A 25,757-nucleotide genomic window follows, 5' to 3' on the forward strand; every position below is an offset into this window, starting at 1 on the left:
CGCAGCCGGCCTCCTAGGGCCCGTGCGCCGGGCCTCCCTGCTAGGGCAGCGCGATCGCCAGGGCGCGGTCGGCCACGTCGTCGAGCGCTCGGCGCACCGCGCCAAGGGCCACCGCGTCGCCCCCGAGCGAGGAGACCTCGACACGCGGCGGGGTGTCCGTCAGGTGCGGGAGCTCACGGCGGATCCCCGGCAGCAGGGCCGCGGCCGCCCCCGCTACGGCGCCGCCCAGGACCACGAGCTCCGGGTTCAGGAGCGTGCCCAGCACCGCGACGACGCGGCTCATGTGCTCCGCGAGGCGGTCCAGCACGCCCAAGGCGCCCGGATCGCCGTCGCGCGCCGCCGCGAAGACCGCCTCCGCCGTGACCTCGCCCGGCGCGAGGTCCGCGAGCGCGCCCTCGGCCGCCGCCTCGGCGCCCCACGCCCGCGCCAGCTGGCCGATGCCGTGGGGCCCCGCGGCGCCCTCGACGAGGCGCAGGAAGGACAGCTCGCCTGCGCCGCCGTGGCGGCCCCGCAGGAGACGTCCGGATTCGAGCAGCCCCGCGCCGAGGCGCTCTCCGGCGAGCACGACGGCGACATCGTCCACGCCGCGGGCCGCTCCGCGCCACTGCTCGGCCAGGGCCGCGAGGTTCGCGTCGTTCTCGAGGATCACCGGCCAGCCGTGGCGCGCCTCAAGGCCCTCGGCGAGGCCCACGTCGAACTGCTCCCAGAAGTCCCTCGGGGTGGCGATCCGGCCGTCCCGGTCGACGGGGGCGGCGACGCCGGCGGCCACCGCGAGGACCCGACCAGGCCTCGTGCCGGCCGCGGCGAGGGCTGCGAGCGCCGTCGCGCTCACCGTGTCCACGCGCCCGGCGGCGCCTGCCCCGGGGAAGGTCCCGGTGGCCGAGCCGAGGGGACGGCCGCGGAGGTCGGCCACGAGCGCTGTGGTCTTCCCGGCGCCCATGTCGAGGCCCAGGACCACGCCGGCGTCGGCGCGGAAGGCGAAAGTGCGCGGGGGCCGCCCCCGCCCGGCCTCGGCCCGCTCGGGGTCCAGCCCGATGGCCCAGCCCCGGCGCACGAGGTCGTCGCCGACGGCGATCACCGTGGCGCGGCTCAGGCCCGTAGCGTCCACGAGCTCGGTTGCGGTGAGGCCAGCGTCGGGTGCTTCCCGGAGCCTCCGCAGCACCGTCTCGGCGTTCGCGAGCCGCACCACGTGCGGCCCGGCCGCGGGTCCTCTCCTCATGCGCTTGACCTCCCCCTCACACCGACCGAATAATGGACTCCGGCATTGATTTAGATTCTAAATATAAAACGCGGGGCCGCGCTGCGCACCCTGCGGCAGACCCATGGAACAGGAGGACCGGTGCCCACCACCGCCCACGAGCCCGACCGCACGAACCCGTCCGCCGACTGGTGGCGCCAGGCCGCCGTCTACCAGATCTACCCCCGCAGCTTCGCCGACTCGAACGCCGACGGCCTCGGCGACATCCCGGGCATCACCTCGCGCGTGCCCTACCTCGCGAAGCTCGGGATCGACGCCGTCTGGCTCAGCCCGTTCTACCCCTCGGCCCTCGCCGACGGCGGCTACGACGTCGACGACTACCGCGACGTTGACCCCCGGCTCGGCACCCTCGAAGACTTCGACGAGATGGTCGCCGCGCTCCACGGCGCGGGCATCAAGGTGATCGCGGACATCGTGCCGAACCACACCTCGGATCGCCACGCATGGTTCCGGGAGGCGCTGGCCTCGGCGCCCGGTTCGACGGCCCGCAACCGCTACATCTTCCGCGACGGCCGGGGCGTGAACGGCGAGCTGCCCCCGAACGACTGGACGTCGATCTTCGGCGGCGGGGCGTGGGAGCGCGTCACGGAGCCGGACGGGACGCCCGGCCAGTGGTACTTCCACCTGTTCGCCAAGGAGCAGCCGGACCTCAACTGGGACAACCCCGAGGTCCATGAGGACTTCCTGACGACCCTGCGCTTCTGGTCCGACCGCGGGGTCGACGGCTTCCGCGTGGACGTCGCGCACGGCCTCAAGAAGGACATGGACGCCGCACACGACGACCTCGCCACCATCCACCGCGCCGACCTCTTCGCCCTCGGGGAGCACCCGCTGTGGGACCGCGACGAGGTCCACTCGGTCTACGCCGAATGGCGCAAGGTGTTCGACGAGTACAACCCGCCGCGCGCAGCCGTCGCCGAGGCCTGGGTCCATGCGGACCGCCGCGCCCGCTACGCCTCGCCGGAGGGCCTCGGGCAGGCCTTCAACTTCGACCTCCTCCAGTCCGACTTCGACGCCGCCCAGTTCCGCGAGGTCATCACAAAGAACCTCGCCGAGGCGGCTGCGACCGGCGCCTCGTCGACGTGGGTCTTCTCGAACCACGACGTGGTCCGGCACGCTACCCGCTACGGACTCCCCAAGGGCACCGGCCGCGGCGGCGCCGGCACCGACGGCAAGGACTGGCTCCTTGACGGCGGGGACCCGGCCGAGGTCGACGCCGCGCTCGGGCTGCGCCGGGCCAAGGCCGCGACCCTGCTCATGCTCGCGCTGCCGGGCTCCGCCTACCTGTACCAGGGGGAGGAACTCGGCCTGCAGGAGGTGGGCCGCATCCCGGAGCAGGACCGGCAGGACCCCACGTACTTCCGCAACCGCGGTGTGGAGATCGGCCGCGACGGCTGCCGCGTCCCGCTGCCGTGGGAGCCCACGGGCACCTCGTTCGGCTTCGGGGCCAACGGCTCGCACCTGCCGCAGCCGGCATGGTTCAAGGACTACGCCGTGAGCGTCGAGGAGCAAGATGCCGGCTCGACCCTCGCCTTCTACCGCCGGGCCCTCGCGCTGCGCCACGAGCTGACCGGCGAGGAGCACCTCGAGTGGATCGACACCGCGGACGGGGACGTGCTGCACTTCGCGCGGACGGCTCCGGATGGCGGCGCCTGGCACGTGGTGGCCAACTTCGGCGCGGCTCCGACGGAACTGCCCGAGGGGGAGGTCCTGCTCTCGAGCGCGGAGGTCGAGGGCGGCAAGCTCCCCGGCGACGCTACGGCTTGGGTCCGCGCACGGTCCTAGCGCGGGAGAGGGCGAAGGGCCCTTCCGCGCCCGCGTGCTCCGTGGGAGCCTAAGGGGAGACCACCGACGGGGAGGGGCCATGGCCGACGTCAACGCGGACTTCCACTACGGGCCGGGGGCCCGCCACGAGGACTACGAGCTGGACGCCGAGCAGTGCTGGTCACTGCTCGGTTCCTCCGGTGTGGGACGCTTCGCCTTCGTCCACGAGGGCCGCGTCGCGGTCTATCCCGTGGGGTACCTCGTCTACGGCGGCGCGGTCCATTTCCGCACGTCGCCCGACGGGAGCGTGGCGCACAGCCTGCCCCAAGAGGGGGCGGCCCTGCAGGTGGACGCGATGCAGCCTGCCGTCCAGGCGGGGTGGTCGGTCCTCGCGAGCGGCCGGGCCGAGATCGTGGAGGACGCCGGCGAGCTCACCGCGCTGTTCGGCCAGATGGTGGACGAGCCGTGGGCCGGGGGAGTGCGGGACCTCTTCGTCCGGGTCCGCCCCGACCGTCTCAGCGGCCGGCGCGTGTACCTCGCCCAGTAGCGGGACGGCGCCCGGCGTGGTCACAGCGGCCGCGCCGGGCGCCGTCGCGCGCTATTAATAAAGTCGCTTGACATATTGCGGCCGCAGGCGTCCACTTGATGCATCGAGGTTGGCTGGGGAGCCCGATTCTTCGACCGTTCATCTGTCAGGAGAGTCCCGTGGCCGAGCAGGAGACCGTCACCAGCCCCACCCCGCACGAGGCATCCCGTCCCCTCGAGAGGCGACCCAAGCCCGAACGCCGCCGGGCCGACTCCGTGCCCTCGTGCGTCCCCCAGCTCCCCGCCGGGATCCGCTGGTGGGAGGCCTGCGGCGGCTGGAAGGCCGGCTACCAGCTGGGCGTCTTCTGAGCGCGCCCGGCGGGGGCGGCCAGGCGGCCCCGCCGATGTGCCAGCCGGGCCCCTGCGGCGATACGGTGGACCCATGACGTCACCTGCTTCCGCCGATTCGACGCGCCCCGTGGGCGCCGACCGCCCCGCCCGCCCCGCGCGCGAGATCAGCCCGGAGATCGCCCGCTCCTGGCTGCTCGTCAACGCGATGCGCACGGAGCTGTTCGACGAGTCGGCAGGCTCCCGGGCGGATGCCATCATCCTCGACATCGAGGACGCCGTGGACCCCTCGCACAAGGACGAGGCCCGCGAGAACGTCACGCGCTGGCTGACCGCCGGCGGCCGCGCCTGGGTGCGCGTCAACGACGCCACGAGCCCGTTCTGGGCCGACGACCTCGCCGGCCTGCGCGGAACCCCGGGCCTGCTCGGCGTCATGCTCGCCAAGACCGAGTCCGCCGACCAGGTGACGGAGAGCTTCCACCGCATGGACGGCAAGACCCCGGTGATCCCGCTCGTCGAATCGGCCGTGGGCATCGAGGAGGCCAACCGCATCGCCAAGGCCCAGGGCGCCTTCCGCCTCGCGTTCGGCTCGGGCGACTTCCGCCGCGACACCGGCATGGCCGCGACGCCAGAGGCCATGGCCTACCCGCGCGCGAAGCTCGTCGTCGCCTCCCGCGTGGGCAACCTCCCGGGCCCGATCGACGGCCCCACCGTGGGCACGAACCACCCGATCCTGCGCGAACAGAGCGCGATCACCGTCATGATGGGCATGACCGGCAAGCTGTGCCTCGCGATCGACCAGACCACTGTGATCAACGAGGTCATCTCCCCGACGCCGACCGACGTCGCCTGGGCCACCGACTTCATGCGCGACTTCGAGGCCAACGGCCGCGTGATCCGCGACGGCTCGGACCTCCCGCGCCTGGGCCGCGCCGAGAAGATCATGAAGCTCGCCACGGCGTTCGGCGTCCAGCCGGCGGTCTAGGCACCGGCCGCCTGCCATGGAAGGCGGGCCCTGGCTCGTCCACGGCATCGCGTGGGACGGCCCCGCCGAACAGGGCGGGGCCCCGTCCCTGCGCATGGCGGCCGCGGACGGCGCCGAGCACGAGGTCGCCCTCACCCCAGGACTGCGCCTCGGCTGGCGCGTGCTGGACGGACGAGTCCACTGCCTCGGCTTCACCCGGGTGCACTCGGCCCGCACCCGCACCCGCGTCCCCTGTCCCGACCGCGCGCTCGCGGCCCACGGCGCCGCGTGCCCTGCCTGCGAGCAGCGCGACGACACGCGCCTGATCCACGCCTTCCACCGCACCGGGAAGGTCCCCGAGGGGCTGCGCGACTACCTCATGCAGCCGCACTGGCTCTATGTCGCCATGAGTGCCGCCGGGAAGGTCAAGATCGGCACCGCGAGCTCGGCTCGCCGCTGGAACCGGCTCGCCGAGCAGGGGGCAGCCGCCGCCGTGTACGTCGCAGCTGCGGCCGATGGCCGCGTGGTCCGGGTCCTCGAGGACGCGGTGACGGCCGGGCTCGGCATCGGCCAGGCGATCAGCTCCGCGGCCAAGCTGGCGGCCTTCGCCAGCCCGCTCCCCGCACCGCGCCTCGCCCAGCTCCTCGATGCGAGGGCCGCCGAGGTGACCGGGCTGCTCGGCGAGGTGGGAGGCATCGGAGGGTTCGACGTCGTCCGCGAGAGCTGGCAGCCGCCGGCAGCGGGGCGGGGCCTGCTCTCGGAGACGCCGAGGAGCGTCTATCCCGCCGACCCCGCCCAGGGGGACCACGCCCTCACGCTCGCCTCAGTCCTCGGCCCGTTCGCCCTCGGCTCCGCCGGGCCGGCGGGGGAGTCCTTCGTCGCGCACCTCGGCCGCCTCCGGGGCAGGGTGATCGGGCTCGGGCCGTTCGAGAGCGCCCTCCAGCCCCGGCAGACCCCGCTGTTCTGAGCAGGGCGCCCGCCCGCCTAGACTGGACGCCGTGCCGAACGACTACTGGGAGACCGCCTCACCGCTCTACAGGAAGGTCGTGTTCTCGGGCATGGCCTTCCTCGGCATCGGGATCGTGCTGAGCATCGTGGCCAACCTCGGCCACGTCACGTGGCTCCTGTGGCCGTCGATCGCGGTCATCGGGATCGGCCTCATCGTCCACATGGTCGGGCTCGGGATCCGGGTCCGCGAGGCGAAGCGGCGGCTCAAGCGGTAGCGCTGGGCAGCCTGGCCCGCCGCACATGGCTGCGGGCGTGCTCCACGGCCTCATCGAGCGAGTCGAAGAGGTGCCGGTGGTGCCGCAGCTCGGCGATCACCCCGACCCGGCGCACCAGCTCGAGATGGTTCTCCTGCACCCCCTTGAGGAGCACGGTCACGCCCCGCGCCTCGAGCGTGCGGATCGCCTCGACCAGGGTCTGGGCCCCGGTCGCGTCGAGGTAGCGGAGCTGGGACAGGCGCAGGACGACCACCTCGACGCCGTCGGCCGACGAGGTGCGGGTGACCTCCTCGAGGACCCGCTCCGCCGCGCCGAAGAACATGAGGCCATCGAGTCGGAAGACGGCGATGTGCTCGTCGCCGTCGTGCGCCGGCCCGGGGATCGGCTCGCGCCGTACGCTCCCGAGCTTCGCGAACTGGCGCAGGGTCAGCAGGGCCGCGGCGACGAGGCCGATCTGGATCGCCACGATGAGGTCGAAGGCGACGGTGACGACGGCGGTGAGCACGAACGCCACCGCGTCCTGCCGCGTCGAGCCGAGGATCCGGCGCGCGGTCCGCACGGAGACCATGCGCCCGGCCGTGACCATGAGGACGCCGGCCAGGGCCGCGAGCGGGATCTGGGCGACGAGCGGGGCCGTGAGGTAGACCACGCCGAGCAGCACCAGGGCGTGGGCGACCGCGGCCATCCGGGACCTCCCGCCTGAGCGCACATTCACCGCCGTCCGCGCAATCGCCCCCGTGGCGGGCATGCCGCCGAAGAGCCCGGCGGCGAGCGAGGCGAGCCCCTGGCCCACGAGCTCGCGGTCGGGGTTGTACGGGCCGGTCGTCCGCCCGTCGGGGCCGGTGAGCCCGGACGCGACCCGCGCCGAGAGGAGCGACTCGATCGCGGCCAGGGTGGCGACCGCCACGGCCGGCCCGGCCAGGGAGGGCAGGTCCGAGAGGGCGAAGCCGGGCAGCGCCGGCGCCGGGAGCGAGGACGGCAGGGCACCGATGCGCTCGGCGTCGTCGAGGCCCAGCAGCCCGGCCCCCAGCGAGGCGACGAGGATCGCGAGGAGGCTCGCCGGCAGGGCGCGGTGGATCCGCGGCACCAGGAGGGTGGTGGCGGCCACGAGCACGACGACGCCGAGGCTCGCCGCGGCGCGGGGCCACGGCGCAGCCGCCACGGCCGCCGCCGCCGCGACCGCCGTGTTCTGCCCGGGGGCGACGTGGGCGGACACGGCGAGGGGAACCTGCTGGAGGAAGATGATCACGCCGATCCCGAGTGTGAAGCCCTCCACGACGGGCCACGGGATGTAGGCGACCGCCCGGCCCAGCCGTGATCCGCCGAGGGCCACGAGGATGATGCCGGCCATGACGGAGAGCAGGGCGACCGCGCCCGCCCCATGCGACGCCACGATCGGGGCGAGGACCACGACCATGGCGCCGGTGGGGCCGGAGACCTGCACGTGCGAGCCGCCGAAGACGGCCGCGACGAGCCCCGCCACGATCGCCGTCACCAGGCCGGCCTCGGCCCCCACGCCCGAGCTCACCCCGAAGGCGAGAGCGAGGGGGAGGGCCACGATGCCCACCGTGAGCCCCGCGACGAGGTCGCCGCGCCATGTGCGGCGCGCCCCCGCGTAGTCGGAGGCCCGCGGGAGGAGGGTCCGGAGGGCGCCAAGCCCTCTGGCCGCGATGCCGCGCACCGAGGCCGGCAGGCCGGGGGCGCTCACCGGGCGGCGCCGTCGCGCACGGCGACCGAAGGGAGGGCGGAGGCGGCCTCGAGCTGCTCGCGGGTCTCGGCGAGCGTGTCGAGGAGGAAGGCGCGGGCGATCGCGAGGAGCTCGGCGATCGAGGGGTGCGCGAGCGAGTAGGTCACCGAGTTGGCCGTGCGCACGCTGGTCACGACGCGGTGGCGGCGGAGCGTCGCCAAGTGCTGCGAGAGGTGGGAGGCCTCGAGGCCGGTGCCCTCGAGCAGCTCGCTCACCGGGCAGGACTGCCCGGGGGAGTCCGTGAGGATCTCCAGGATGCGGATCCGGGCCGGGTGGGCGAGGCCCTTGAACAGGTTTGCCTTGATCTCGTAGAGCGGGGCCTCGCGGTCGCTGAACATGCTGCCTCCAGATGACGGCTTGATGGATTCATCATACCGTCTGATCCTCAGGAGTGTCAGTGCCAGCGGATAGGCTTTCCCCATGGCCATCAACCCCGACCTCGCCGGTCGCGTGTACCCGCCCGCCGAGGTGTACGACGTCGCCCGCGAGAAGATCCGCGAGTTCGCCCGCGCCGTCAAGGCAGAGCACCCCGCCCACTACGAGGTCGACGCCGCGCGGGCCCTCGGACACGCCGACCTCGTGGCCCCGCCCACGTTCGCGATCATCGTCGCCCAGCGCGCCGACGCCCAGCTCATCGCGGATCCCGAGTCGGGCATCGACTTCTCCCGCGTGGTCCACGCTGAGCAGCGCTTCACCCACCACCGCCCGATCGTCGCGGGGGACCGGCTCACCGCCGAGCTCCACGTCGACACCGTCCGCGCGATGGGCGGCGGCGCCATGATCACCACGCGCGCCGAGATCCGCGCGCTGGGCGCCGGGGACGCCGGCGGCGAGAGCGTCGCCACGACCGTCTCGTCGATTCTCGTGAGGGGAGAGGGCCAGTGAGCACCGAGGACAGCACCCAGGCCGGAACCGCCGTGATGCCCGTGTTCGACCAGCTCGAGAAGGGCCTCGAGATCGGCCGCCGGGAGGTCGCCGTGACCCGCGCAGACCTCGTCCGGTACGCCGGGGCCTCCGGCGACTTCAACCCGATCCACTGGAACAACGACTTCGCCGTCGCCGTCGAGCTCCCGGGCGTGATCGCCCACGGCATGTTCACGATGGGCGCCGCCGTCCAGCTCGTCGTCGACTGGGCCGGAGATCCGGGCGCCGTGGTGGACTACCAGACGCGCTTCACCAAGCCCGTCCCGGTCCAGGACACCACCGGGACCGAGGAGCCGGGGGCGGTCCTCGAGGTCGTCGGAACCGTCGGCGCGCTGGACCCCGAGGCCCGCACGGCCCGGATCGACCTCACCGTCACCAACGCCGGCCAGCGCGTGCTGACCAAGGCGCAGGCACTCGTCCGGCTGGCCTGAGCCGCCCCATGGCCCGGCTGCCAGCGCCGCGGACCCCGGCCCCGCGGACCCCGGCCCCGCCCGTGCCCGCCGAGGTCCGGCACTGGCACCTCGCCGTCATCGTCGCGTACGGCGCGAGCGGCGTCGCCTTCTCGAGCTGGGTCTCCCGCGTCCCGGCGCTGCGCAGCGACCTCGGCCTCAGCCCTGGCGGCGTCGGCCTGCTCCTGCTGTGCATGACACTGGCCTCCTTTGCCTCGGTCTCGGCGTCGGGGCTCGTGGTCATCCGGATCGGCTCCGCCCGCACCATCCAGGCCGGCGCCCTGATGGTGGGCCTCGGCCTCCTCACGCTGGGCCTCGGCGCGTCCGTGCTCCGCTCGCCCGTGGCCGCCGCCGTGGGCTTCGCGGTGGTCGGGCTCGGGACGGCGAGCTGGAACACCGCGTCCAACGTCGAGGGCGCCGCCGTCGAGCGGGCGCTGCGCAGGTTCATCATGCCCAGGCTGCACGGCTCCTTCAGCCTCGGCACCGTCCTCGGCGCCGTGGTCGGCACGTGGGCCGCTGCCGCTGCGGTGCCGCTCGCGTGGCACCTGGGCGCCGCCGGCGTGGTCGTGGCCGTCGCCGTGGCGGCCGCCGGGACCTTCCTGCGCGCCGACCGTGCTGCCGGCACCGCGCACGACGGCGAAGTCCCCGCCGCCGGGGAGCACCCGCCGTCGTCCGTGCTCTCCTCGCCCGGCGAGGCCGACGGCGCCGTCGCCGCCGGAACCGCCCCTGACAGCGCCGGCCCGGGCGGGCGGGCGCAGGTGGCGGCGGCCTGGCGCGACCGCCGCACCGTGCTGCTGGGCGTGATGGTCCTCGGGCTCGCGCTCGCCGAGGGCGCGGCGGGCGACTGGGTCGCGCTCGCGCTTGCGGACGGCTACGGCGTCTCCCAGGCGGTGGGCGCCGTGGGCTACAGCGTCTTCGTGTGCGCGATGGCCGCGGGACGGTTCCTCGGCACCCCGGTGCTCAACCGCCACGGCCGCGTGACCGCGCTGCGGGCCTGCGGGGTGCTCGCGCTGCTGGGGCTCGCCGTGTTCGTGCTCGCGCCCGCGCTGTGGCTCGCGTTCGCCGGCCTCGTGGTCTGGGGGCTCGGCGCCTCGCTCGGCTTCCCGGTGGGGATGTCAGCCGCCGCCGACGATCCGGTCCACGCCGCGGCCCGCGTCTCGGTGGTCTCCACGATCGGCTACGGCGCGTTCCTGTGCGGGCCGCCGCTGCTGGGCTTCGTGGCCGAGTTCACCGGTGTGCGGTACTCGCTGCTGACGGTCCTGCTCTTCGTCGTCGTCAGCGTGGCACTTGCCGGGCAGGCAGCCCGCAGGGGCGCCCCGGCCGTGTGACTAAGCTGGACGGGTGAGCCAGACCCTCCTGTCCTCCCTGACCACCTCCGCCGTCGGCGGCCCGGCCGCCCGCTTCGAGGAAGCTCACAGCGAGGCCGAGATCATCGACGCCGTCCGCACCGCCGACTCCGCCGGGGAGCCGCTGCTGATCATCGCCGGCGGCTCGAACCTCCTCGTCTCCGACGACGGCTACCCCGGCACCGTCCTGAAGATCGCCTCCGAGGGCCTCGTGGTCAACTCCGCGGACACGTGCGGGGGAGTGTCCGTCAAGGTCCAGGCGGGCCACCCGTGGGACGCCCTCGTGGACCACGCCGTGCACCACGCGTGGAGCGGGATCGAGGCCCTCTCCGGCATCCCGGGCTCCACGGGCGCCACCCCCGTGCAGAACGTCGGCGCGTACGGGCAGGACGTCTCGCAGACCGTCTGGCAGGTGCGCACGTGGGACCGCGAGGCGAACGCCGTGAAGACCTTCGTCCCCTCCGAGCTGGCCTTCGGCTACCGTGACTCCGTGCTCAAGCGGACCACCGCCAACGGCTCGCCCCGCTACGTGGTCCTCACGGTCGAGTTCCAGCTGGCCCTCGGGCGCATGGGTGCTCCCGTGCGGTACGCCGAGCTCGCCCGTGCCCTCGGCGTCGAGCCGGGCCAGCGCGCCTACGCGACGGACGTGCGCCGCGAGGTCCTGCGCCTGCGCGGCTCGAAGGGCATGGTCCTGGACCCGGCGGACCGCGACACCTACTCGACCGGCTCCTTCTTCACCAACCCCGTGCTCACCGAGGCGGACGCCGCGTCCCTCCCCGAGGGTGCCCCGCGGTACCCGGCCGGCGACGGGCTCGTGAAGACGTCCGCGGCGTGGCTGATCGAGCACGCGGGCTTCCCCAAGGGCTACGGCCTCGACGCGGACAGCGTCACCGGCGGCCGGGCCTCGCTCTCCACGAAGCACACGCTCGCCCTGACCAACCGGGGGGACGCGACCGCGAAGGACCTCCTCGCCCTCGCCCGCGAGGTGCGCGACGGCGTCCGTGCCCGCTTCGGGATCGAGCTGCACAACGAGCCGCTCCTCATCGGGCTCGAGCTGTGAGCGACGCCGCCCGCCGCCGCCTCGACGTCGCGGCTGCCGCCGTGCGGCTCTACGCCGAGCACGGCTACGAGGCGACGAGCGCGGACCAGATCGCCGCGGCCGCGGGCCTGTCCCGGAGCACGTTCTTCCGGCAGTTCCGCTCCAAGGAGGACGTGGTCTTCGCCGACCACGACACACTGCTCGAGCAGGCCGAGGCCTTCCTCGCCGAGCCCCACGACGATCCGTGGGAGGCCGTGTGCCGCGCCGCGGGCCTCGTGTTCGAGCACTTCGCGGGGCTCGGCGACCTGGCACAGCTGCGCTACCGCGTGGTGAACCGCGAGCCGGGCCTGCGCGACAAGGAGCTCGTGACGACCTTTCGCTACGAGCGGCTCTTCCAGCGCTACCTCCGCGCCGCCGTCCCGGGCATCGCGCCCCTCGACGCCGTCCGGTTCGCCTCGACCGTCATCGCGACCCACAACTACTGCCTGCGCCAGCTCATGCGCGGCGAGCCCGGATTCGACGCCGCCCGGCTGCGGGCCGAGCTGGACGCCGTGCGCCGCCTCTACGGCGTCGCCCCGGGGGAGGCCTCCACGCACGACGCCGGCCCCGTCGCCGCGGGCGCTGACCGCGCCTCCCGCACGGAGGACTCCATGGCGGCGCGCCCGGACGACGTGGTGGTCGCGGTCTTCCCCCGCAGCGCGGCCCCGGCGGACATCGCCCGGAAGATCCGGGAAGCCCTCCAGACCGGCCCGTGACACTCCGTATCACTTGACCTGAGACTGAGTTTCACGGTTACATGGTGGCGTGCCCCACACCGCTGCCGCCTCGCCCGCCCCTGCCGCCTCGCCCGCCCCTGCCGCCCAGCGCGCCTCCGCTGCCCGGCCGGCCTCTGCCGCCGCAGCGCCGCCGCGCGCGATCCGGGCGGTCGGCGTGGTCGGCGCCGGGCTCATGGCCAGCCAGCTCGCCACGCTCTTCGCGCAGCAGCTCCGGGTCCCCGTGACGATGAGCGACCTGTCGGCCGAGCGCGTCGAGGCCGCCCGGGCCGGCATCCGCGCCCGCCTCGACCGGGCCGAGGCCAAGGGCCGGCTCGCCTCGGGCGAGGCTGCCGAGATCGCCGCGCTCATCTCCGGCACGACCGACCCCGCCGACTTCGCCGGCTGCGACGCCGTCATCGAGGCCGTGTTCGAGGAGCTCGAGGTCAAGCGCGCGGTGTTCGCCTCCGCCGAGGCCGCCATCGCCCCGGACGGCCTCCTGCTGACGAACACGTCCTCCCTCTCGGTCGAGGCCATGGCCGAGGGCCTGGCGCACCCGGAACGCGTGGTCGGCTTCCACTTCTTCAATCCCGTCGCGGTCCTGCCCCTCCTCGAACTCGTCCGCACCCCGGTGGCCTCGGCGAAGGCCATGGCCGCCGCTGCAGGCCTCGCGGCGGCGCTCGGCAAGACCGCGGTCCCCGTCGCGGACGCGCCGGGCTTCGTGGTCAACCGCCTCCTGACCCGGCTCTTCGCCGAGGTCCTGGCCGAGATCGAGGCGGCCGCGGCTGCGGGAGGCGACCCGCTCGCCGTCGACCGCGCCCTCGCCCCGTGGGGCCTGCCGATGACCCCGCTGACCCTCATCGACTACATCGGCACCGCCGTCCAGCAGCACATCTGTGCCACGATGCACAGCTCCTACCCGGACCGGTTCCCGCTCTCGCCGTGGCTGGCCGCCGCGGCGGAGTCCGGCGTCCGCCGCCTCCTCGCGGATGACGGCGCGCTCGTACCCGAGGCGTCTGCCCTCCTCGAGCGGGTAGCAGCCGCCCGCTCCGGCGCCGCCCCGGAGCCCGTGGACGGCACCCGCGTCCTCGAGCGTGTCCGCGCGGCCCTCGCCGAGGAAGTCGGGCTCACGCTGGCCGAGGGCGTCGTGGACTCCGCCGAGGACATCGACCAGTGCATGGTCCTCGGCGCCAACTACCCCGCCGGCGGCCTCACCCCGCTGCTGGCCACGCCCGCCCGCTGATCCGCTCCCCCCTGAACCGCCCCTTCACCCCACGCCGCGACCCCACGCCCTGACCCCGGAGGATTCCGATGCCCGACTACGACGTCTCCGCAGCCCTCGACACCGACTACTACTCGGTGTTCTCCGCCTTCGGCACACTCAGCGACGAGGACCGCGTCCACTGGGCCCGCGCGCGCGCCTTCAGCGACGAGGCCCTGCCCCAGATGAACGAGTACTGGGATCGGGCCGAGTACCCGCTGCACCTCGTCAAGCGCATGGGGGAGCTGAACCTCCTCGCTGACGGCATCGAGGTGCCCGGCCTGGAGCCCATGAGCCCGCTCGCCGCCGGTCTGGTCAACATGGAGGTCTCCAGGGCCGACGGCTCCCTCGGCACCGTCGTGGCCGTCCAGGGCGGCCTTGCCCTCCGCTCGATCGCCTACCACGGCTCGGCGGAGCAGAAGGAGCGCTGGCTCGGGCCGCTGGCCCGCGGCGAGGAGCTCGGCGCGTTCGCACTCACCGAGCCGGACCACGGCTCGGACTCGGTCTCCCTCGAGACCACCGCGCGCCTCGACGGCGACCACTGGGTCCTCGACGGTGAGAAGAAGTGGATCGGCAACGGGGCCTCTGGGGGCGTGACGGTGGTGTGGGCCCGCGACGAGAAGGGCAACGTGCGCGGCTTCCTCGTCGAGCAGGACACCCCCGGCTACGAGGCCGAGGTGATCGAGGGCAAGGGCTCGCTCCGCGCGATCCACCAGGCCCGCATCCGCCTCACCGGGGTCCGCATCCCGAAGGACAGCGTGCTGCCGGGGGCGAAGACGTTCAAGGACACCTCGAAGGTGCTGGTCGCGACCCGCCTCGGGGTGGCGTGGTCCGCCCTAGGCCACGCGACCGCGGCGTACGAGGCCGCCGTGAACTACGCGGGCCAGCGCGTCCAGTTCGGCAAGCCGCTCGCGAAGTTCCAGCTCGTGCAGGACCGGCTGTCCCAGATGCTCGCCGAGCTGACGAGCATGCAGCTGCACTGCGTCCATCTGGCCCGCCTCGACGCGGCCGGCCAGATGCGGCCCACGCAGGCGTCCATGGCCAAGTACCACAACACCCGCAAGGCCCGCTTCATAGCCCAGACCGCCCGCGACCTGCTCGGCGGCAACGGCATCCTGCTCGAGAACCACGTGGTGCGCCACATGATGGACATCGAGTCGATCCACACGTACGAGGGCACCGAGAGCGTCCAGGCCCTCCTGATCGGGCGCGACGTCACCGGCGTGGGCGCGTTCGCCTGAGCCGGGGACGAGCTGCCATGCAGGCCAACTTCTCGGCGCTGAGCCCGCTGCGCTTCCTCGAGCGCTCCGCCGCGGTCTTCCCGGACCGGATCGCGATCGAGCACGGATCCCGCCGCTACACTTACGCCGAGTTCGGCGCCGAGGCGCAGCGCCTCGCCAAGGCCCTCGCGGCCCGGATCCGGCCCGGGGACAGGGTCGCGTTCCTCGCTCCCAACGTGCCCGAGACGCTCATCGCGCACTTCGCCGTGCCCCTCGCCGGCGGCGTGCTCGTGGCGCTCAACACGCGCCTCGCGGCGCACGAGGTCAAGTACATCCTCGAGCACTCCGAGGCTGCGCTGCTCTTCGCGGACACCGAACTGCTCGCCACGGTCGAGGGCGTCGCGCGGCTGGGCGGCCCGGCCGCCGCGGTGCCGGTCGTCGTCGTGCCCGACGCCGAGGTGCCGGGCGCGCACGAGGAGGCGGCCGGCGTCGTGCGCGAGGACGGGACGGGAGCGCGCGAGCTGTACGCCGACCTCCTTGCCGGCGCGCCGGACGGGCCCGACCTGCCGTGGGGCGTCGACGACGAGCAGTCGCCCATCACGCTCAACTACACCTCCGGCACCACGGGCAGACCCAAGGGAGTGCTGTACTCGCACCGCGGCGCCTACCTCAATGCGCTCGGCGAGGCGCACCACCAGGGCTTCGACGGCGGCACCCGGTACCTCTGGACCCTGCCCATGTTCCACTGCAACGGCTGGTGCACGCCGTGGGCGGTGACCGCGGCCGCCGGCACCCACGTGTGCCTGCGCGCCGTGCGCGCCGAGGCGGTCTGGGCCGCGCTCGACGACGGCGTGACCCACCTGTGCGGGGCCCCCACCGTCTGCTCGATCATCGCCGACGCGGAGCAGGCGCACCCGCTCGCGGCGCGCGGCGCCGGCCCGCTGCGGATCACGACGGCGGGGGCACCCCCGTCGCCCACGATCATCCGCCGGCTGGGCGACCTCGGCGCCCGGGTGGTGCACGTCTACGGCCTGACCGAGGTGTACGGGCCCTACACGGTCTGCGAGTACCAGGAGGCCTGGGACTCCCTGGACCCCGACGAGCGCGCGGCGAAGCTGTCCCGGCAGGGCGTGGGCATGGTCCAGGCAGAGGCGGCCAGGGTCGTCGAGGTCGGCACGGGCGGCGAGCTCCGGGACGTCGTCGCGGACGGCGAGACGCTCGGCGAGATCGTCCTGCGCGGGAACAACGTCATGCTCGGCTACTATCGGGACCCTGAGGCCACCGAGCGGGCGTTCGCGGGCGGCTGGTTCCACACCGGCGACCTCGGGGTCATGCACCCCGACGGGTACATCCAGCTCAGGGACCGCGCCAAGGACATCGTTATCTCCGGCGGCGAGAACATCTCGACCATCGAGGTCGAGCAGGCGATCGTGTCCCACCCCGACGTGCTCGACGCCGCCGTGGTCGGCATGCCGGACCAGCGCTGGGGCGAGCGCCCCGTGGCCTTCGTGGTGCGCGCGGGCGGCTCGGCGCTCACGGCCGAGGCCTTGTCCGGCCACGTGCGCGGCCTCATCGCCGGGTTCAAGGTCCCGCGCGAGATCCACTTCACCGACGAGCTGCCCAAGACCTCCACGGGCAAGACCCTCAAGCACGAGCTGCGCGCCCTCGCCGCGGCGGAAGGAGCACGATGAGCACCTCGGAGACCCAGAATGCCGGCGCCGACGCGCAGGGACATGACCCCTCAACGGTGGGGGGTCATCTCCCTGCGCTGGCCGCCCCCGACGACGTGGTGATCGTCGGCGCGGCCCGCACGCCGCAGGGCAAGCTGCTCGGCCAGCTCGCCGGGCTGACGGCAGTGGAGCTCGGCGGCACTGCGATCACCGGGGCGCTGGGGCGCGCCGGGGTCACGGCCGAGGACGTCGAGGCCGTGGTCATGGGCCACGTCCTGCAGGCCGGCGCGGGGCAGAACCCGGCGCGCCAGTCCGCCGTCGCGGCCGGCATCCCGCTCACCGTGCCCGCGGCCACGGTGAACAAGGTGTGCCTCTCGGGGCTCTCCGCCGTCATCGAGGCCGCGCGCATGCTGCGGCTCGGCGACGCCCGGGTCGTCGTGGCCGGCGGCCAGGAGTCCATGAGCCAGGCCCCGCGCCTGGTGGCCGGCACGCGGGCCGGGACGGCCTACGGCTCCATGGAGCTCCTCGACGTCACGGCCCACGACGGCCTCACCGACGCGTTCGACCATGAGGCCATGGGGCTCGCGACCGACCGCGCCAACGCCGAGCTCGGGCTCACCCGGGAGGAGGCGGACGCCGTCGCGGCGGCCTCGCACGTGCGCGCCGGCGCCGCGGCGGCCGCCGGGGTGTGGGCGGCCGAGATCGTGCCCGTCAAGGTACCGCAGCGCAAGGGCGCCGTGCTCGAGGTGGCCGAGGACGAGGGCATCCGGCCCGACTCGACCCCCGAGACGCTCGCGAAGCTCCGGCCGGCCTTCTCCCCGGAGGGCACCGTCACCGCGGGGAACGCCTCCCCGATCTCCGACGGGGCGTCTGCGCTCGTGCTGACGACCCGCGCGGAAGCCGAGCGGCGCGGGCTGGAGGTGCTCGCCGTCGTGCGCGCCCACGGCCAGATCGCCGGGCCGGACACGACGCTTCCGGACAAGCCCGCCAAGGCCATCTCCGCGGCGCTCGCGCGTGAGGGCTGGTCTGTGGACGAGCTGGACTTCGTGGAAGTCAACGAGGCCTTCGCGTCCGTCGCCGCGCACTCGGCGGCGCTGCTCGGCGTGCCGATGGAGCGCGTCAACGTCAACGGCGGGGCGATCGCGATCGGCCACCCGATCGGCGCCTCGGGGGCGCGCGTAGTCGTCACGGCCGTGCACGAGCTGGTGCGCCGCGGCTCCGGTCGCGCCGCCGTGGCGCTGTGCGGCGGCGGGGGACAGGGCGACGCGCTGCTCCTCGAGCGCTGACCCCCAGAACGGGATGCGGACCATTGCTGTCCGCATCCCGGGCGATGATGGACCCATGAAGTCTTCCGTGGTGCCGCGCGGGCTGCGCACGACGGCGGTGGCGCGCCTCAGGCTCGCCGCGCAGGGGCTGCTTCCGGTCGCCTCGGCAGGCGGCGCGCTGGGGCCCGCGGCCGATCCGGTCTCGGCGGTGCGCCGCATGGGAGCCCTGCAGAGCCAGGACCTCCAGTCGGGGCTCCTCGCGGTCGGCCTGAGGACGAGGGGCAGCGCGGCCTCCGAGGTCGCCGGCGCGCTGGCGAGCGGCGCGATCGTGCGCACGTGGACGATGCGGGGCACGCTCTTCACCGTGGCGGCGGAGGACGTGCGGATGTTCGTGGGCCTCGCCCACGAGCGCGTCATGCGCACGGCCTCGGCCCGGCACCGTGACCTCGGCATCGGCGAGGAGGACGTCGCCGTCGCCCGCAAGACCGCGGAGAGCAGGCTGGCCGGCGGCGTGGGGATGACCCGCGCCGAGCTCTTCGAGGCCTTCGAGGCCGCCGGGCAGCCCACGGCAGCCCAGCGCGGCATCCATCTGGTCTCGATCCTGAGCCACCGCATGGTGCTCGTGCAGGGTCCCCTGCGGGGGCGGCAGCAGGAGTTCCGGCTCGCCGACGAGTGGCTCCCGCCTGGCGCCGGCCTCGCGGGGGACGACGCGCTCGAGCACCTCGCCGAGCGGTACATCGCCTCGCACGGGCCGGTCGACGAGCGGGACTTCGCCTGGTGGCTCGGCCAGCCGCTCGGCGCGGTGCGGGGGCCCTTCGCGGCGGCCGCGGCGCAGGCCGAACGGGTGACCTGGGAGGGGCGGATGCTGTCCTGCGCGCCCGAGGTGGCCGCGCTCGCGGACTCCCGGGCCGGCACCCGCGCCGTCGCCGCGGTGCCCGGCTTCGACGAGCTGGCCATCGGCTACCCGGACCGCTCCGTGGCGATCCCGGACGCGTACCTCCAGCGCCTGATCCCCGGCCTCAACGGGACCTTCAAGGCCATGGTCACCGTGGGCGGCCGGGCGGTGGGCACATGGACCAAGGGCGGGCGGCCCGCCGCGCCCCGCGTGGAGCCGGTGCTCTTCGAGGACCTCGGCCCCGCGGCGTCGGCTGCGCTGGCCAAGGCTGTGGCCCGTATCGAGTCCTACTGGGCCAGGTAAGCCGCTGCCCTCGCGCGCGTGCGCATGATCGGTGCAGCACCGCACGATCGGTGCCGCACCGCATGATCGGCGCCGCCCAGCACCGATCATGCGGCCGAGGACCGCTCACGCTCAGGTTCCGGTGCAGAACGTCGCCCGGGGGACTCCGAGTTATCCACAGAGGCCGGCGGTCAGCTCGAACAGCCGCCCCGATTGCGCCAGACTCCGAGCATGGAGGCTGCAGCTCTTCGCTCACTCGTCGAGGTCCGCTGGCCCGAGTCCGCGGTGGCCACCACGGACGTGCTCGCCACCGCCGGGATCACGGACCGAGTCCTGACCTCGGCCGTCCGCGCCCGCTGCGTGCACCGGGTCCGCCGAGGTGCCTACGTGCTCATGGCTGTGTGGAACGCGGCGGCGCCCTGGGAGAAGGACCTGTACCGGATCGACGGGCACGCCGCTACCCGGGCGACGCCGGCCACGTACAGCCACACGACCGCAGCCCGCCTCCTCGGATGCGCGGTGTGGGATGTGGGGGAGCGGATCCATCTCACGGTTCCGTATGCCTCGTCGGCCCGGAGCCACGGGCCGGATGTCGCAGCCCACCGGCAGCCGGTCGGCGACGAGGACCTCGTGCACGTCCTCCGCAGCGGAAGGATGCTGCGCCTGACGTCGGTCGACCGGACGGTCGCCGACTGCGCGCGCATCCTCGACCTCGAGCGGGCCGCGGTCGTGGGGGACCACGCTCTGCGACGCGGTGCTTCCGTCGAGGGGATCGCCGCGGCGGCAGAGCGGTCCGGGCTGGTACGCGGGGCCCGCAGAGTCGAGCGGCTGCTCGGGGCGCTCGATCCCCGGGCCGAGTCCCCGGGCGAGACGCGCACGCGGATCGCGCTCGCGGCCGCCGGCCTGCCGGCACCTGAACTGCAGTTCGAGGTGATGACCGAGGAGGGCCTCTACCGGGCGGACTTCGCCTGGCCGGAGCTCAAGGTCATCCTCGAGTTTGACGGCGACAGCAAGTATTTCGCCTATCGCCCCACGGCGGAGGTCCTCCTCGCCGAGCGCAGGCGCGAGAACGCACTGGCCGCCGCCGGATGGGTGGTCGTCCGGGTCCGGTGGGCCGATCTCAGCACGCCAGGAGTGATCGCGGCGAAGGTCCTCGCCGCGTTCGCCCGCGCCACGAAGCTCGCCAGCTGACGCCTGCGCTACACGATCGGCCCCCGGCGGCACGATCGGCGCCGGTCAGCACCGTTCATGCGGCCGAGGGCCGTTCGTGACTCCGTACCGGCACACGGCCGGTACTCAGCGGCGCGGAAGCCTCAGAGGGTCCCCGTGGCGATCTTGAGCATGCGGCGCAGCGGCTCGGCAGCACCCCACAGGAGCTGGTCGCCCACGGTGAACGCCGAGATGTACTGCGGCCCCATCTCGAGCTTGCGGATGCGGCCTACGGGGATGTCGAGCGTGCCGGACGCCGCGACGGGGGTGAGCTGGTCCATCGAGGCCTGCTTCTCGTTGGGCACCACGTGCGCCCATTCGTTGTCGGCGTCGATGATGCGCTCGATCTCGCCCACGGAGAGGTCTTCGCGCAGCTTAAGCGTGAGCGCCTGGGAGTGCGAGCGCATGGCGCCGATGCGCACGCAGAGGCCGTCCATGATCACCGGCTCGATCGGCGCGCCCGCACCGGTTCGGAGGATCTTGTTGGTCTCGACGCCGGCCTTCCACTCCTCCTTCGACTGGCCGTTGCCGAGGTCCGCGTCGATCCAGGGGATGAGCGAGCCGGCGAGGGGGACGCCGAACTGGGTCGCGTCGACGCCGCCGCGCTGGGCCGCGAGCACCTTCCGGTCGATCTCGAGGATGGCCGACGCCGGGTCGGAGAGCTCCGCGGCCACGGCACCGTTGAGCGTGCCGAACTGCGTGAGGAGCTCGCGCATGTGCCGCGCCCCGCCGCCGGAGGCGGCCTGGTACGTCATCGACGTGCCCCATTCGACCAGGTTGTTGCGGAACAGGCCGCCGAGCCCCATGAGCATGCAGGAGACGGTGCAGTTGCCGCCCACGAAGTCCTTCACACCCGAGGCGAGGCCCTCGTCGATGACCTTCCGGTTCACGGGATCGAGAACGATGATCGAGTCCTCGTTCATGCGCAGCGTCGACGCCGCGTCGATCCAGAGGCCGTCCCACCCGGCGGCGCGCAGCTGGGGGTGGACCTGCTTGGTGTAGTCGCCGCCCTGTGCCGTGACGATGATGGGCAGCTTCTTCAGCGCCTCGACGTCGTACGCGTCCTGGAGGGCGCCGGCGCCCTCAGCGAACGCGGGGGCCGCGCCGCCCGCGTTGGATGTCGAGAAGAACACGGGATTGATCGAGGCGAAGTCGCCCTCATCCTGCATGCGCTCCATCAGGACGGAGCCGACCATGCCACGCCAGCCGACGAAGCCTACCGAAGAAGTCATGCCCTCCATTCTACGGGGGCACCGCATGGGCCGCCTGTGGGATGCATCTCACCCGGTAGGGCTAGGCGGTGTCGCCGCGGACTGCCCGGAGCGTGACCAGGAGGTCGGCCTCGTCTGCGGGGTACTCCGTGGGCTCCTCGCCCTCGGGCACCGACTGGCCGAGTAGCCACCCGCCGTCGTCCGCGCGCCGGACGGTGAGGGAGACGCCCTGGCCCTGGAGGTGCCGCTCAACGGTCACCCGGCCCGCCGGGTGCTCGGCGAGGTGCCCGCGGACCAGGCTGAGGGTGGCCTCGGCTCCCGGCACGTCTGCGGGCTGGGGGAGCGCCCACCAGGTCCCGTAGGCGCGGGGCCGAAGGAGGATCGCGACATCGGAGGCCTCGAGCAGGACGATCCTGTCGCTCCATCCGGGAGCCTCGAGCGTGAGGACCATGCGCCGCTCGGCGGCGCCGAGCGCGACGGCGATGCCGGCCACCGCCCCTTCGACCGTGAGCTCTCCGCGGGGGTCGACGAGCGCGTAGCTGCGCGCGACGAGGGAGGAGGCCCCGGCCGAGATGAGGTCCTCGACGTTGGCGAAGTGGTCCACCCCGAGGAGCTCGGCCGTCGCCGGCACGGAGTCGCCGCCGTGGAATGCGAGCAGCGCAAGCACCTCGGCGAAGCCGAGGCCGATCTGCTCAGGCGCCGCCGCCGAGGCGTCGCGGGACGAGGTGCCGTCAGAAGGGGTGGGGTGGGTCGCCGTCGTCATGGCACCAGCTAACTACATCCCGGGGCGCCGGACGCGGAAGGGCTCACCCTGCCGGGCCCGCCGAGGGCCGCGGCTACTTGATCGGGTCCGGAAGGCCGCGGCGGCGGCGGAGGGCCTTGGCCCTCAGCTCCGCCATGGCGGCCTTCCCCCCGATCCATGCGAAGGAACCGAGGACCACGGCTCCCGCGATGCCGAGCCAGGCCGGGCCCCCGCCAGCGCCGAACGAGACGACGAAGGCGACCAGGCAGACGAGCGCGAGCACCACGAGCACTGCGGCAAGCGCTGTCATCCCCCAGACGCTGCGCACCTGGGACTCGAGCCCGTGGGTGGAGTTCCCGTACTCCTCCGGCGAGTAGCTGTGGAGTTCCCCGTCGCGCCCCCGGGCAAGGATGCGCCCGCCTCCGAGCGCCCGGTGGCGTGCGCGGGCCTCCTCGTCGCGGCGGGCGCGGTCCGGGTCCTTGGCCACCGTCACGCTCCCCGGATGTCCGTGATCGCCGCGAGGAGAGCGGGGTCGTCGGCAGGGGATTCCTCGACCTCCTCGAGGCCGGGACGGTAGAAGCCGATGGTCCAGGGCGCTTCCCCGCCCTTGACAAGGAGCCTCCTGCCGGAGGGGTCGCCGTGGCGGACCAAGGAGACGCCGGACTGGGGGTGCTGCCCGAGGTGCTTGCGGATCACGAAGGCGATGGCCTCCGCCCTCGGGAGGTCCGCGCGCTGTGCCATGGCCCACCAGGTCAGGGCGGCGCGCTCCTGGAGGAGGATGGCGATGTCGGGGGCCTCCACGAACCAGATCCGGTCGATCGAGTCCGGGGTGAGGAGGGAGAGCTCGAGGATGCGCTCCGTGGTCCCGAGTGCCAGCGCGATGGCGGCGAGGGGTCCCGTGACCTCGATCTCGTCGTCCGGTGTCGCCGAGGCGTAGCCGTGGGCCACGAGGGATGACGCGCCTGCCGAGACGACGAGCGGGTTGCCCCGGTGTTCGGCGAGGCCCAGGGCGGCGGCCGTCGTCTCCGCCGCATCGCCGGGCGCCAGGCTCATGAGCGCGATCACTTCAGCGAAGCCGAGCCCGATCTGGTCCGGATGGGTGTCCGGTACGGGGACCGTGTCTGCTGCCATGCTGGTCATGCGGGTATCTCCTGTCGGGTCAGAAGCCAAAGAAGTGGGCCACGGACTTCGCGCCGTCGGCGACGGCGCCGCCGACGGCCTCCGCGCCATCTGCGACGGCGCTGCCGACGGCCTCGGCGCCGTGCGCGACCGCGCTCGCGGCCCCGTCCACCACGTTCTTCACGGCCGGGACATTGTCGTAGAGCGACCATCCCGCGGTGATGACGCCGGCGATGACGTTAGCAGGAGGAGGGGCGAAGACGGTGGCGACACCGAGGCCGGCCTTGATGGAGGAGGCGATGCCCCCGTCGATGTTGCCGTCCCTGAACTTGTTGATGGCTGAGAGGCCGTCGAGCCCCGCCCCGAACAGTCCGAGGCCCTTGGTCGCCACGTTGAAGGCCTTGAAGGCCTTCGCGTCCTCGGCGAGGCCGAGCACCTTGTGCCAGTTCCCGCTGACCGCGTCACTGGAGGCGTTGAAGGCCCGGCTCAGCCCGGTGGTGAGGAGCTCGTCGGGCCAGTTCTGCGGCCTCGCGAGGCTCCACGCCAGGCGCGCGCTCGAAGAGAAGGGGTTGAGCGCCCCGACGCCGAAGACCTTCGCCATGGCGCCCAGGTCGAACAGCCCTGCCCGGAGCTTGGGGAACGCCTTGATGAGCGACCAGGTGGACCACGCCGTCCGGAAGGGCGAGTGCTTGTCCTCGAGCCAGTCCGGCACCCCGGGGAGGTTGCTCGGGGAACCGGCTCCCACGGGCGCAGGCACACTCGGGCCGGGCCCCTCGGGGCCCCCGCCGGGGGAACGGCCGTCGAGTTCGGCGCTTGTGCGCTCCTGAGCGTCCGCGTTGGCCGCGAGCGTCCTGGCGCCCTCGCCCAGGTCCGCGGCGAGCTTGATGAAACCGGGCCGGTGGATCTGGGCCCACTGGCGGGTGAACTCGTCGGCGTCGCTGCCGGCCCACACGTTCGACAGCCTCGACGCGAGCTGGTCGATGGAGCGCTGGGCGTTCCTGATCGAGGTAGACCGAAGAGCGAACTGCTTCCCGAGCGCCCGGAGCTCCTCCGGGTTCGCCCCCTGCTGAATTGCCACGCTTCCCCCCTGAAAGGTCCTTGCGCCCACGCTAGCCGCGCCCCGTGCGGCGCCGCGATGGGGACGACTCCCCATCTCCGCCGGCATGGCCCTTAGTCCCGGCGGAACTCGACGATGCGGTAGGGGACGCCCGTGGCGGAGGTGAGCCACCCGCCGTCGTCCGGGAGGACCGAGCCGAGCTGCCAGCCTGCGCCCAGATCGGGAGCGAACGTGTCGCCGTCGACGTCCAAATCGAGGATCGTCACTACTGCGAGGTCGGCGAGCGGCAGGGCCTGCTCGAACAGCTCGCCGCCGCCGATCACCCATACGCGCTCGGCGCCCTCGGCCTCCCCGGCGGCGCGCAGCCCCTCCTCGAGGGAATGCACGACGACGGCGCCGCTCGCCTCCCAGCCGGGCTGGCGGGTGACCACGATGTTGGTGCGGCCGGAGAACGGCCGGAAGCGCTCGGGGATCGAGTCCCACGTGCGCCGGCCCATGACCACGGGGTGGCCGGTGGTGGTTGCCGCGAAGTGCTTCATGTCCTCGGGGACGTGCCACGGCATGGATCCGTCGCGGCCGATGACGCCGCCCTGCTGCGTCTGGGCCCAGATGAGCCCGATCCTGCGGTCCGCGCCGCGCTGCTGGGCGCTCATACGGCGATGGGCGCCTTGATCGTGGGGTGGTGCCGGTAGCCGAGCACCTCGAAGTCCTCGTACTGGTAGTCGAAGATGCTCGCCGGGGTGCGGGTGATCGCGAGCCGCGGCGCGGGGTACGGCTCGCGGGAGAGCTGCTCGCGGACCTGGTCGAGGTGGTTGTCGTAGATGTGGCAGTCCCCGCCGGTCCAGACGAACTCGCCCACGCCCAGCCCGAGCTGGTCCGCCACGAGGTGGGTCAGGAGCGCGTAGGAGGCGATGTTGAACGGCACGCCGAGGAACAGGTCGGCGCTGCGCTGGTACAGCTGGCAGGAGAGCTTGCCGGGCTGGCGCCCCTGCGGACCCTCGGCGCCGGGCTCGACGTAGAACTGGAACAGGGCGTGGCAGGGCGGCAGCGCCATCTGGTCCACCTCGGCGGGGTTCCAGGCGGTGACGATGTGCCGGCGCGAGTCCGGGTTGGTGCGCAGGGACTCCATGACCTTGGCGATCTGGTCGATGTGGCCGCCGTCCGGCGTGGGCCACGAGCGCCACTGGACGCCGTAGACGGGACCGAGCTCGCCGGCGTCGTCCGCCCACTCGTCCCAGATGGTCACGCCCCGCTCCTGAAGCCAGCGCACGTTGGAGTCGCCGCGGAGGAACCACAGCAGCTCGAGTGCGACCGACTTGAAGTGCACCCGCTTGGTCGTCACGAGCGGGAACCCCTCGGCGAGGTCGAAGCGCAGCTGCCGACCGAACACGCTGCGGGTGCCCGTGCCGGTGCGGTCGCCCTTGTGGGCGCCGTGGGCGAGCACGTCCCGCAAGAGGTCCTCGTAGGGGGTGGGGATCATGCGTTCC

27 protein-coding genes are annotated in these 25,757 nt (G+C 73.5%); 17 read left to right on the forward strand and 10 right to left on the reverse strand.

Features of this window, described 5'->3' with window-relative positions; genetic code table 11:
* Positions 1 to 40: 40 nt before the first annotated feature.
* Positions 41 to 1,219: an ROK family protein gene (locus tag J2W21_RS11045; RefSeq protein ID WP_307114567.1), complete on the reverse strand. Its 1,179-nt coding sequence runs from the start codon at positions 1,217 to 1,219 to the stop codon at positions 41 to 43.
* 120 nt (positions 1,220 to 1,339) lie between these two features.
* Here J2W21_RS11045 and J2W21_RS11050 point away from each other — a divergent pair, with 120 nt between their 5' ends.
* The 6 genes from J2W21_RS11050 to J2W21_RS11075 all read left to right on the forward strand — a co-directional run bounded on the left by J2W21_RS11050 (position 1,340) and on the right by J2W21_RS11075 (position 6,082).
* On the forward strand, positions 1,340 to 3,043 hold the full coding sequence (locus J2W21_RS11050; protein WP_307114568.1) for a glycoside hydrolase family 13 protein: 1,704 nt from the start codon (positions 1,340 to 1,342) through the stop codon (positions 3,041 to 3,043).
* A gap of 79 nt (positions 3,044 to 3,122) precedes the next feature.
* Positions 3,123 to 3,569, forward strand: a complete 447-nt coding sequence (locus tag J2W21_RS11055; RefSeq protein WP_307114569.1) for a pyridoxamine 5'-phosphate oxidase family protein — start codon at positions 3,123 to 3,125, stop codon at positions 3,567 to 3,569.
* Between the two features lie 158 nt (positions 3,570 to 3,727).
* Entirely contained in the window at positions 3,728 to 3,916 is a 189-nt protein-coding gene (locus tag J2W21_RS11060; protein WP_307114570.1) for a hypothetical protein, read from the forward strand.
* A gap of 73 nt (positions 3,917 to 3,989) precedes the next feature.
* Complete coding sequence (locus J2W21_RS11065; RefSeq protein WP_307114571.1) at positions 3,990 to 4,880, forward strand: HpcH/HpaI aldolase/citrate lyase family protein; 891 nt, start codon at positions 3,990 to 3,992, stop codon at positions 4,878 to 4,880.
* A gap of 16 nt (positions 4,881 to 4,896) precedes the next feature.
* Complete coding sequence (locus tag J2W21_RS11070; protein ID WP_307114572.1) at positions 4,897 to 5,826, forward strand: DUF2797 domain-containing protein; 930 nt, start codon at positions 4,897 to 4,899, stop codon at positions 5,824 to 5,826.
* A 31-nt stretch (positions 5,827 to 5,857) separates the two neighbouring features.
* Positions 5,858 to 6,082, forward strand: a complete 225-nt coding sequence (locus tag J2W21_RS11075) for a DUF3188 domain-containing protein (RefSeq protein WP_307114573.1) — start codon at positions 5,858 to 5,860, stop codon at positions 6,080 to 6,082.
* Here J2W21_RS11075 and J2W21_RS11080 read toward each other — a convergent pair.
* Positions 6,072 to 7,790 carry a SulP family inorganic anion transporter gene (locus J2W21_RS11080; protein ID WP_307114574.1) on the reverse strand — a complete coding sequence of 573 codons (1,719 nt, stop codon included), beginning with the start codon at positions 7,788 to 7,790 and terminating at the stop codon, positions 6,072 to 6,074. The genes J2W21_RS11075 and J2W21_RS11080 overlap by 11 nt on opposite strands.
* The gene (locus J2W21_RS11085; RefSeq protein WP_307114575.1) at positions 7,787 to 8,167 is read right to left on the reverse strand and encodes an ArsR/SmtB family transcription factor; all 381 of its coding nucleotides are present in this window, start codon (positions 8,165 to 8,167) and stop codon (positions 7,787 to 7,789) included. The genes J2W21_RS11080 and J2W21_RS11085 overlap by 4 nt, the downstream gene beginning before the upstream one ends.
* A gap of 82 nt (positions 8,168 to 8,249) precedes the next feature.
* Here J2W21_RS11085 and J2W21_RS11090 point away from each other — a divergent pair, with 82 nt between their 5' ends.
* The 11 genes from J2W21_RS11090 (at position 8,250) to J2W21_RS11140 (ending at position 20,123) form a co-directional block, all read left to right on the forward strand.
* Complete coding sequence (locus tag J2W21_RS11090; RefSeq protein ID WP_307114576.1) at positions 8,250 to 8,714, forward strand: FAS1-like dehydratase domain-containing protein; 465 nt, start codon at positions 8,250 to 8,252, stop codon at positions 8,712 to 8,714.
* Between the two features lie 35 nt (positions 8,715 to 8,749).
* Entirely contained in the window at positions 8,750 to 9,184 is a 435-nt protein-coding gene (locus J2W21_RS11095; protein ID WP_066502660.1) for a MaoC family dehydratase, read from the forward strand.
* Positions 9,185 to 9,192: 8 nt separating this feature from the next.
* Entirely contained in the window at positions 9,193 to 10,530 is a 1,338-nt protein-coding gene (locus J2W21_RS11100; protein ID WP_307114577.1) for an MFS transporter, read from the forward strand.
* Positions 10,531 to 10,543: 13 nt separating this feature from the next.
* Positions 10,544 to 11,608, forward strand: a complete 1,065-nt coding sequence (locus J2W21_RS11105) for a UDP-N-acetylmuramate dehydrogenase (RefSeq protein ID WP_307114578.1) — start codon at positions 10,544 to 10,546, stop codon at positions 11,606 to 11,608.
* Entirely contained in the window at positions 11,605 to 12,342 is a 738-nt protein-coding gene (locus J2W21_RS11110) for a TetR/AcrR family transcriptional regulator (RefSeq protein WP_307114579.1), read from the forward strand. The genes J2W21_RS11105 and J2W21_RS11110 overlap by 4 nt, the downstream gene beginning before the upstream one ends.
* 49 nt (positions 12,343 to 12,391) lie before the next feature.
* Complete coding sequence (locus J2W21_RS11115; RefSeq protein ID WP_307114580.1) at positions 12,392 to 13,582, forward strand: 3-hydroxyacyl-CoA dehydrogenase family protein; 1,191 nt, start codon at positions 12,392 to 12,394, stop codon at positions 13,580 to 13,582.
* Between the two features lie 68 nt (positions 13,583 to 13,650).
* Positions 13,651 to 14,841, forward strand: coding sequence for an acyl-CoA dehydrogenase family protein (locus tag J2W21_RS11120; RefSeq protein WP_307114581.1), 1,191 nt, complete (start codon positions 13,651 to 13,653; stop codon positions 14,839 to 14,841).
* 17 nt (positions 14,842 to 14,858) lie between these two features.
* A complete protein-coding gene (locus J2W21_RS11125; protein WP_307114582.1) occupies positions 14,859 to 16,511 on the forward strand; it encodes an AMP-binding protein in 1,653 nt (550 codons plus the stop codon).
* On the forward strand, positions 16,508 to 17,776 hold the full coding sequence (locus J2W21_RS11130) for an acetyl-CoA C-acetyltransferase (protein WP_307114583.1): 1,269 nt from the start codon (positions 16,508 to 16,510) through the stop codon (positions 17,774 to 17,776). The genes J2W21_RS11125 and J2W21_RS11130 overlap by 4 nt, the downstream gene beginning before the upstream one ends.
* A 55-nt stretch (positions 17,777 to 17,831) precedes the next feature.
* Entirely contained in the window at positions 17,832 to 18,953 is a 1,122-nt protein-coding gene (locus tag J2W21_RS11135) for a winged helix DNA-binding domain-containing protein (protein ID WP_307114584.1), read from the forward strand.
* 210 nt (positions 18,954 to 19,163) lie between these two features.
* On the forward strand, positions 19,164 to 20,123 hold the full coding sequence (locus tag J2W21_RS11140) for a hypothetical protein (RefSeq protein ID WP_307114585.1): 960 nt from the start codon (positions 19,164 to 19,166) through the stop codon (positions 20,121 to 20,123).
* Between the two features lie 122 nt (positions 20,124 to 20,245).
* Here J2W21_RS11140 and asd read toward each other — a convergent pair whose 3' ends face one another.
* From asd to J2W21_RS11175, 7 genes are all read right to left on the reverse strand, one after another.
* Entirely contained in the window at positions 20,246 to 21,373 is a 1,128-nt protein-coding gene (gene asd / locus J2W21_RS11145; protein WP_307114586.1) for an aspartate-semialdehyde dehydrogenase, read from the reverse strand.
* 61 nt (positions 21,374 to 21,434) lie between these two features.
* Positions 21,435 to 22,115 (reverse strand): hypothetical protein, encoded by a 681-nt coding sequence (locus J2W21_RS11150; RefSeq protein ID WP_307114587.1) that lies wholly within the window; start codon positions 22,113 to 22,115, stop codon positions 21,435 to 21,437.
* A gap of 73 nt (positions 22,116 to 22,188) precedes the next feature.
* On the reverse strand, positions 22,189 to 22,587 hold the full coding sequence (locus J2W21_RS11155; protein WP_307114588.1) for a hypothetical protein: 399 nt from the start codon (positions 22,585 to 22,587) through the stop codon (positions 22,189 to 22,191).
* Positions 22,584 to 23,234 (reverse strand): hypothetical protein, encoded by a 651-nt coding sequence (locus J2W21_RS11160; protein ID WP_307114589.1) that lies wholly within the window; start codon positions 23,232 to 23,234, stop codon positions 22,584 to 22,586. The genes J2W21_RS11155 and J2W21_RS11160 overlap by 4 nt, the downstream gene beginning before the upstream one ends.
* A 19-nt stretch (positions 23,235 to 23,253) precedes the next feature.
* On the reverse strand, positions 23,254 to 24,291 hold the full coding sequence (locus J2W21_RS11165) for a WXG100 family type VII secretion target (RefSeq protein WP_307114590.1): 1,038 nt from the start codon (positions 24,289 to 24,291) through the stop codon (positions 23,254 to 23,256).
* 92 nt (positions 24,292 to 24,383) lie between these two features.
* A complete protein-coding gene (locus J2W21_RS11170) occupies positions 24,384 to 24,923 on the reverse strand; it encodes a dihydrofolate reductase (RefSeq protein ID WP_307114591.1) in 540 nt (179 codons plus the stop codon).
* The gene (locus tag J2W21_RS11175; protein WP_307114592.1) at positions 24,920 to 25,750 is read right to left on the reverse strand and encodes a thymidylate synthase; all 831 of its coding nucleotides are present in this window, start codon (positions 25,748 to 25,750) and stop codon (positions 24,920 to 24,922) included. Before J2W21_RS11175 ends, J2W21_RS11170 begins: the two co-directional genes overlap by 4 nt.
* Between the last annotated feature and the right edge of the window lie 7 nt (positions 25,751 to 25,757).

This window comes from Sinomonas atrocyanea (assembly GCF_030811715.1).
Classification (GTDB): domain Bacteria; phylum Actinomycetota; class Actinomycetes; order Actinomycetales; family Micrococcaceae; genus Sinomonas; species Sinomonas atrocyanea_A.

What these genes read in the sequence shown, in the direction of transcription:
- J2W21_RS11045 (WP_307114567.1), bottom strand. Translation starts at nt 1,219, where the DNA reads ATGAGGAGAGGACCCGCGGCCGGGCCGCACGTGGTGCGGCTCGCGAAC.
- J2W21_RS11055 (WP_307114569.1), top strand. Translation starts at nt 3,123, where the DNA reads ATGGCCGACGTCAACGCGGACTTCCACTACGGGCCGGGGGCCCGCCAC.
- J2W21_RS11065 (WP_307114571.1), top strand. Translation starts at nt 3,990, where the DNA reads ATGACGTCACCTGCTTCCGCCGATTCGACGCGCCCCGTGGGCGCCGAC.
- J2W21_RS11070 (WP_307114572.1), top strand. Translation starts at nt 4,897, where the DNA reads ATGGAAGGCGGGCCCTGGCTCGTCCACGGCATCGCGTGGGACGGCCCC.
- J2W21_RS11085 (WP_307114575.1), bottom strand. Translation starts at nt 8,167, where the DNA reads ATGTTCAGCGACCGCGAGGCCCCGCTCTACGAGATCAAGGCAAACCTG.
- J2W21_RS11090 (WP_307114576.1), top strand. Translation starts at nt 8,250, where the DNA reads ATGGCCATCAACCCCGACCTCGCCGGTCGCGTGTACCCGCCCGCCGAG.
- J2W21_RS11095 (WP_066502660.1), top strand. Translation starts at nt 8,750, where the DNA reads ATGCCCGTGTTCGACCAGCTCGAGAAGGGCCTCGAGATCGGCCGCCGG.
- J2W21_RS11100 (WP_307114577.1), top strand. Translation starts at nt 9,193, where the DNA reads ATGGCCCGGCTGCCAGCGCCGCGGACCCCGGCCCCGCGGACCCCGGCC.
- J2W21_RS11120 (WP_307114581.1), top strand. Translation starts at nt 13,651, where the DNA reads ATGCCCGACTACGACGTCTCCGCAGCCCTCGACACCGACTACTACTCG.
- J2W21_RS11125 (WP_307114582.1), top strand. Translation starts at nt 14,859, where the DNA reads ATGCAGGCCAACTTCTCGGCGCTGAGCCCGCTGCGCTTCCTCGAGCGC.
- J2W21_RS11130 (WP_307114583.1), top strand. Translation starts at nt 16,508, where the DNA reads ATGAGCACCTCGGAGACCCAGAATGCCGGCGCCGACGCGCAGGGACAT.
- J2W21_RS11135 (WP_307114584.1), top strand. Translation starts at nt 17,832, where the DNA reads ATGAAGTCTTCCGTGGTGCCGCGCGGGCTGCGCACGACGGCGGTGGCG.
- J2W21_RS11140 (WP_307114585.1), top strand. Translation starts at nt 19,164, where the DNA reads ATGGAGGCTGCAGCTCTTCGCTCACTCGTCGAGGTCCGCTGGCCCGAG.
- asd (WP_307114586.1), bottom strand. Translation starts at nt 21,373, where the DNA reads ATGACTTCTTCGGTAGGCTTCGTCGGCTGGCGTGGCATGGTCGGCTCC.
- J2W21_RS11150 (WP_307114587.1), bottom strand. Translation starts at nt 22,115, where the DNA reads ATGACGACGGCGACCCACCCCACCCCTTCTGACGGCACCTCGTCCCGC.
- J2W21_RS11160 (WP_307114589.1), bottom strand. Translation starts at nt 23,234, where the DNA reads ATGACCAGCATGGCAGCAGACACGGTCCCCGTACCGGACACCCATCCG.
- J2W21_RS11170 (WP_307114591.1), bottom strand. Translation starts at nt 24,923, where the DNA reads ATGAGCGCCCAGCAGCGCGGCGCGGACCGCAGGATCGGGCTCATCTGG.
- J2W21_RS11175 (WP_307114592.1), bottom strand. Translation starts at nt 25,750, where the DNA reads ATGATCCCCACCCCCTACGAGGACCTCTTGCGGGACGTGCTCGCCCAC.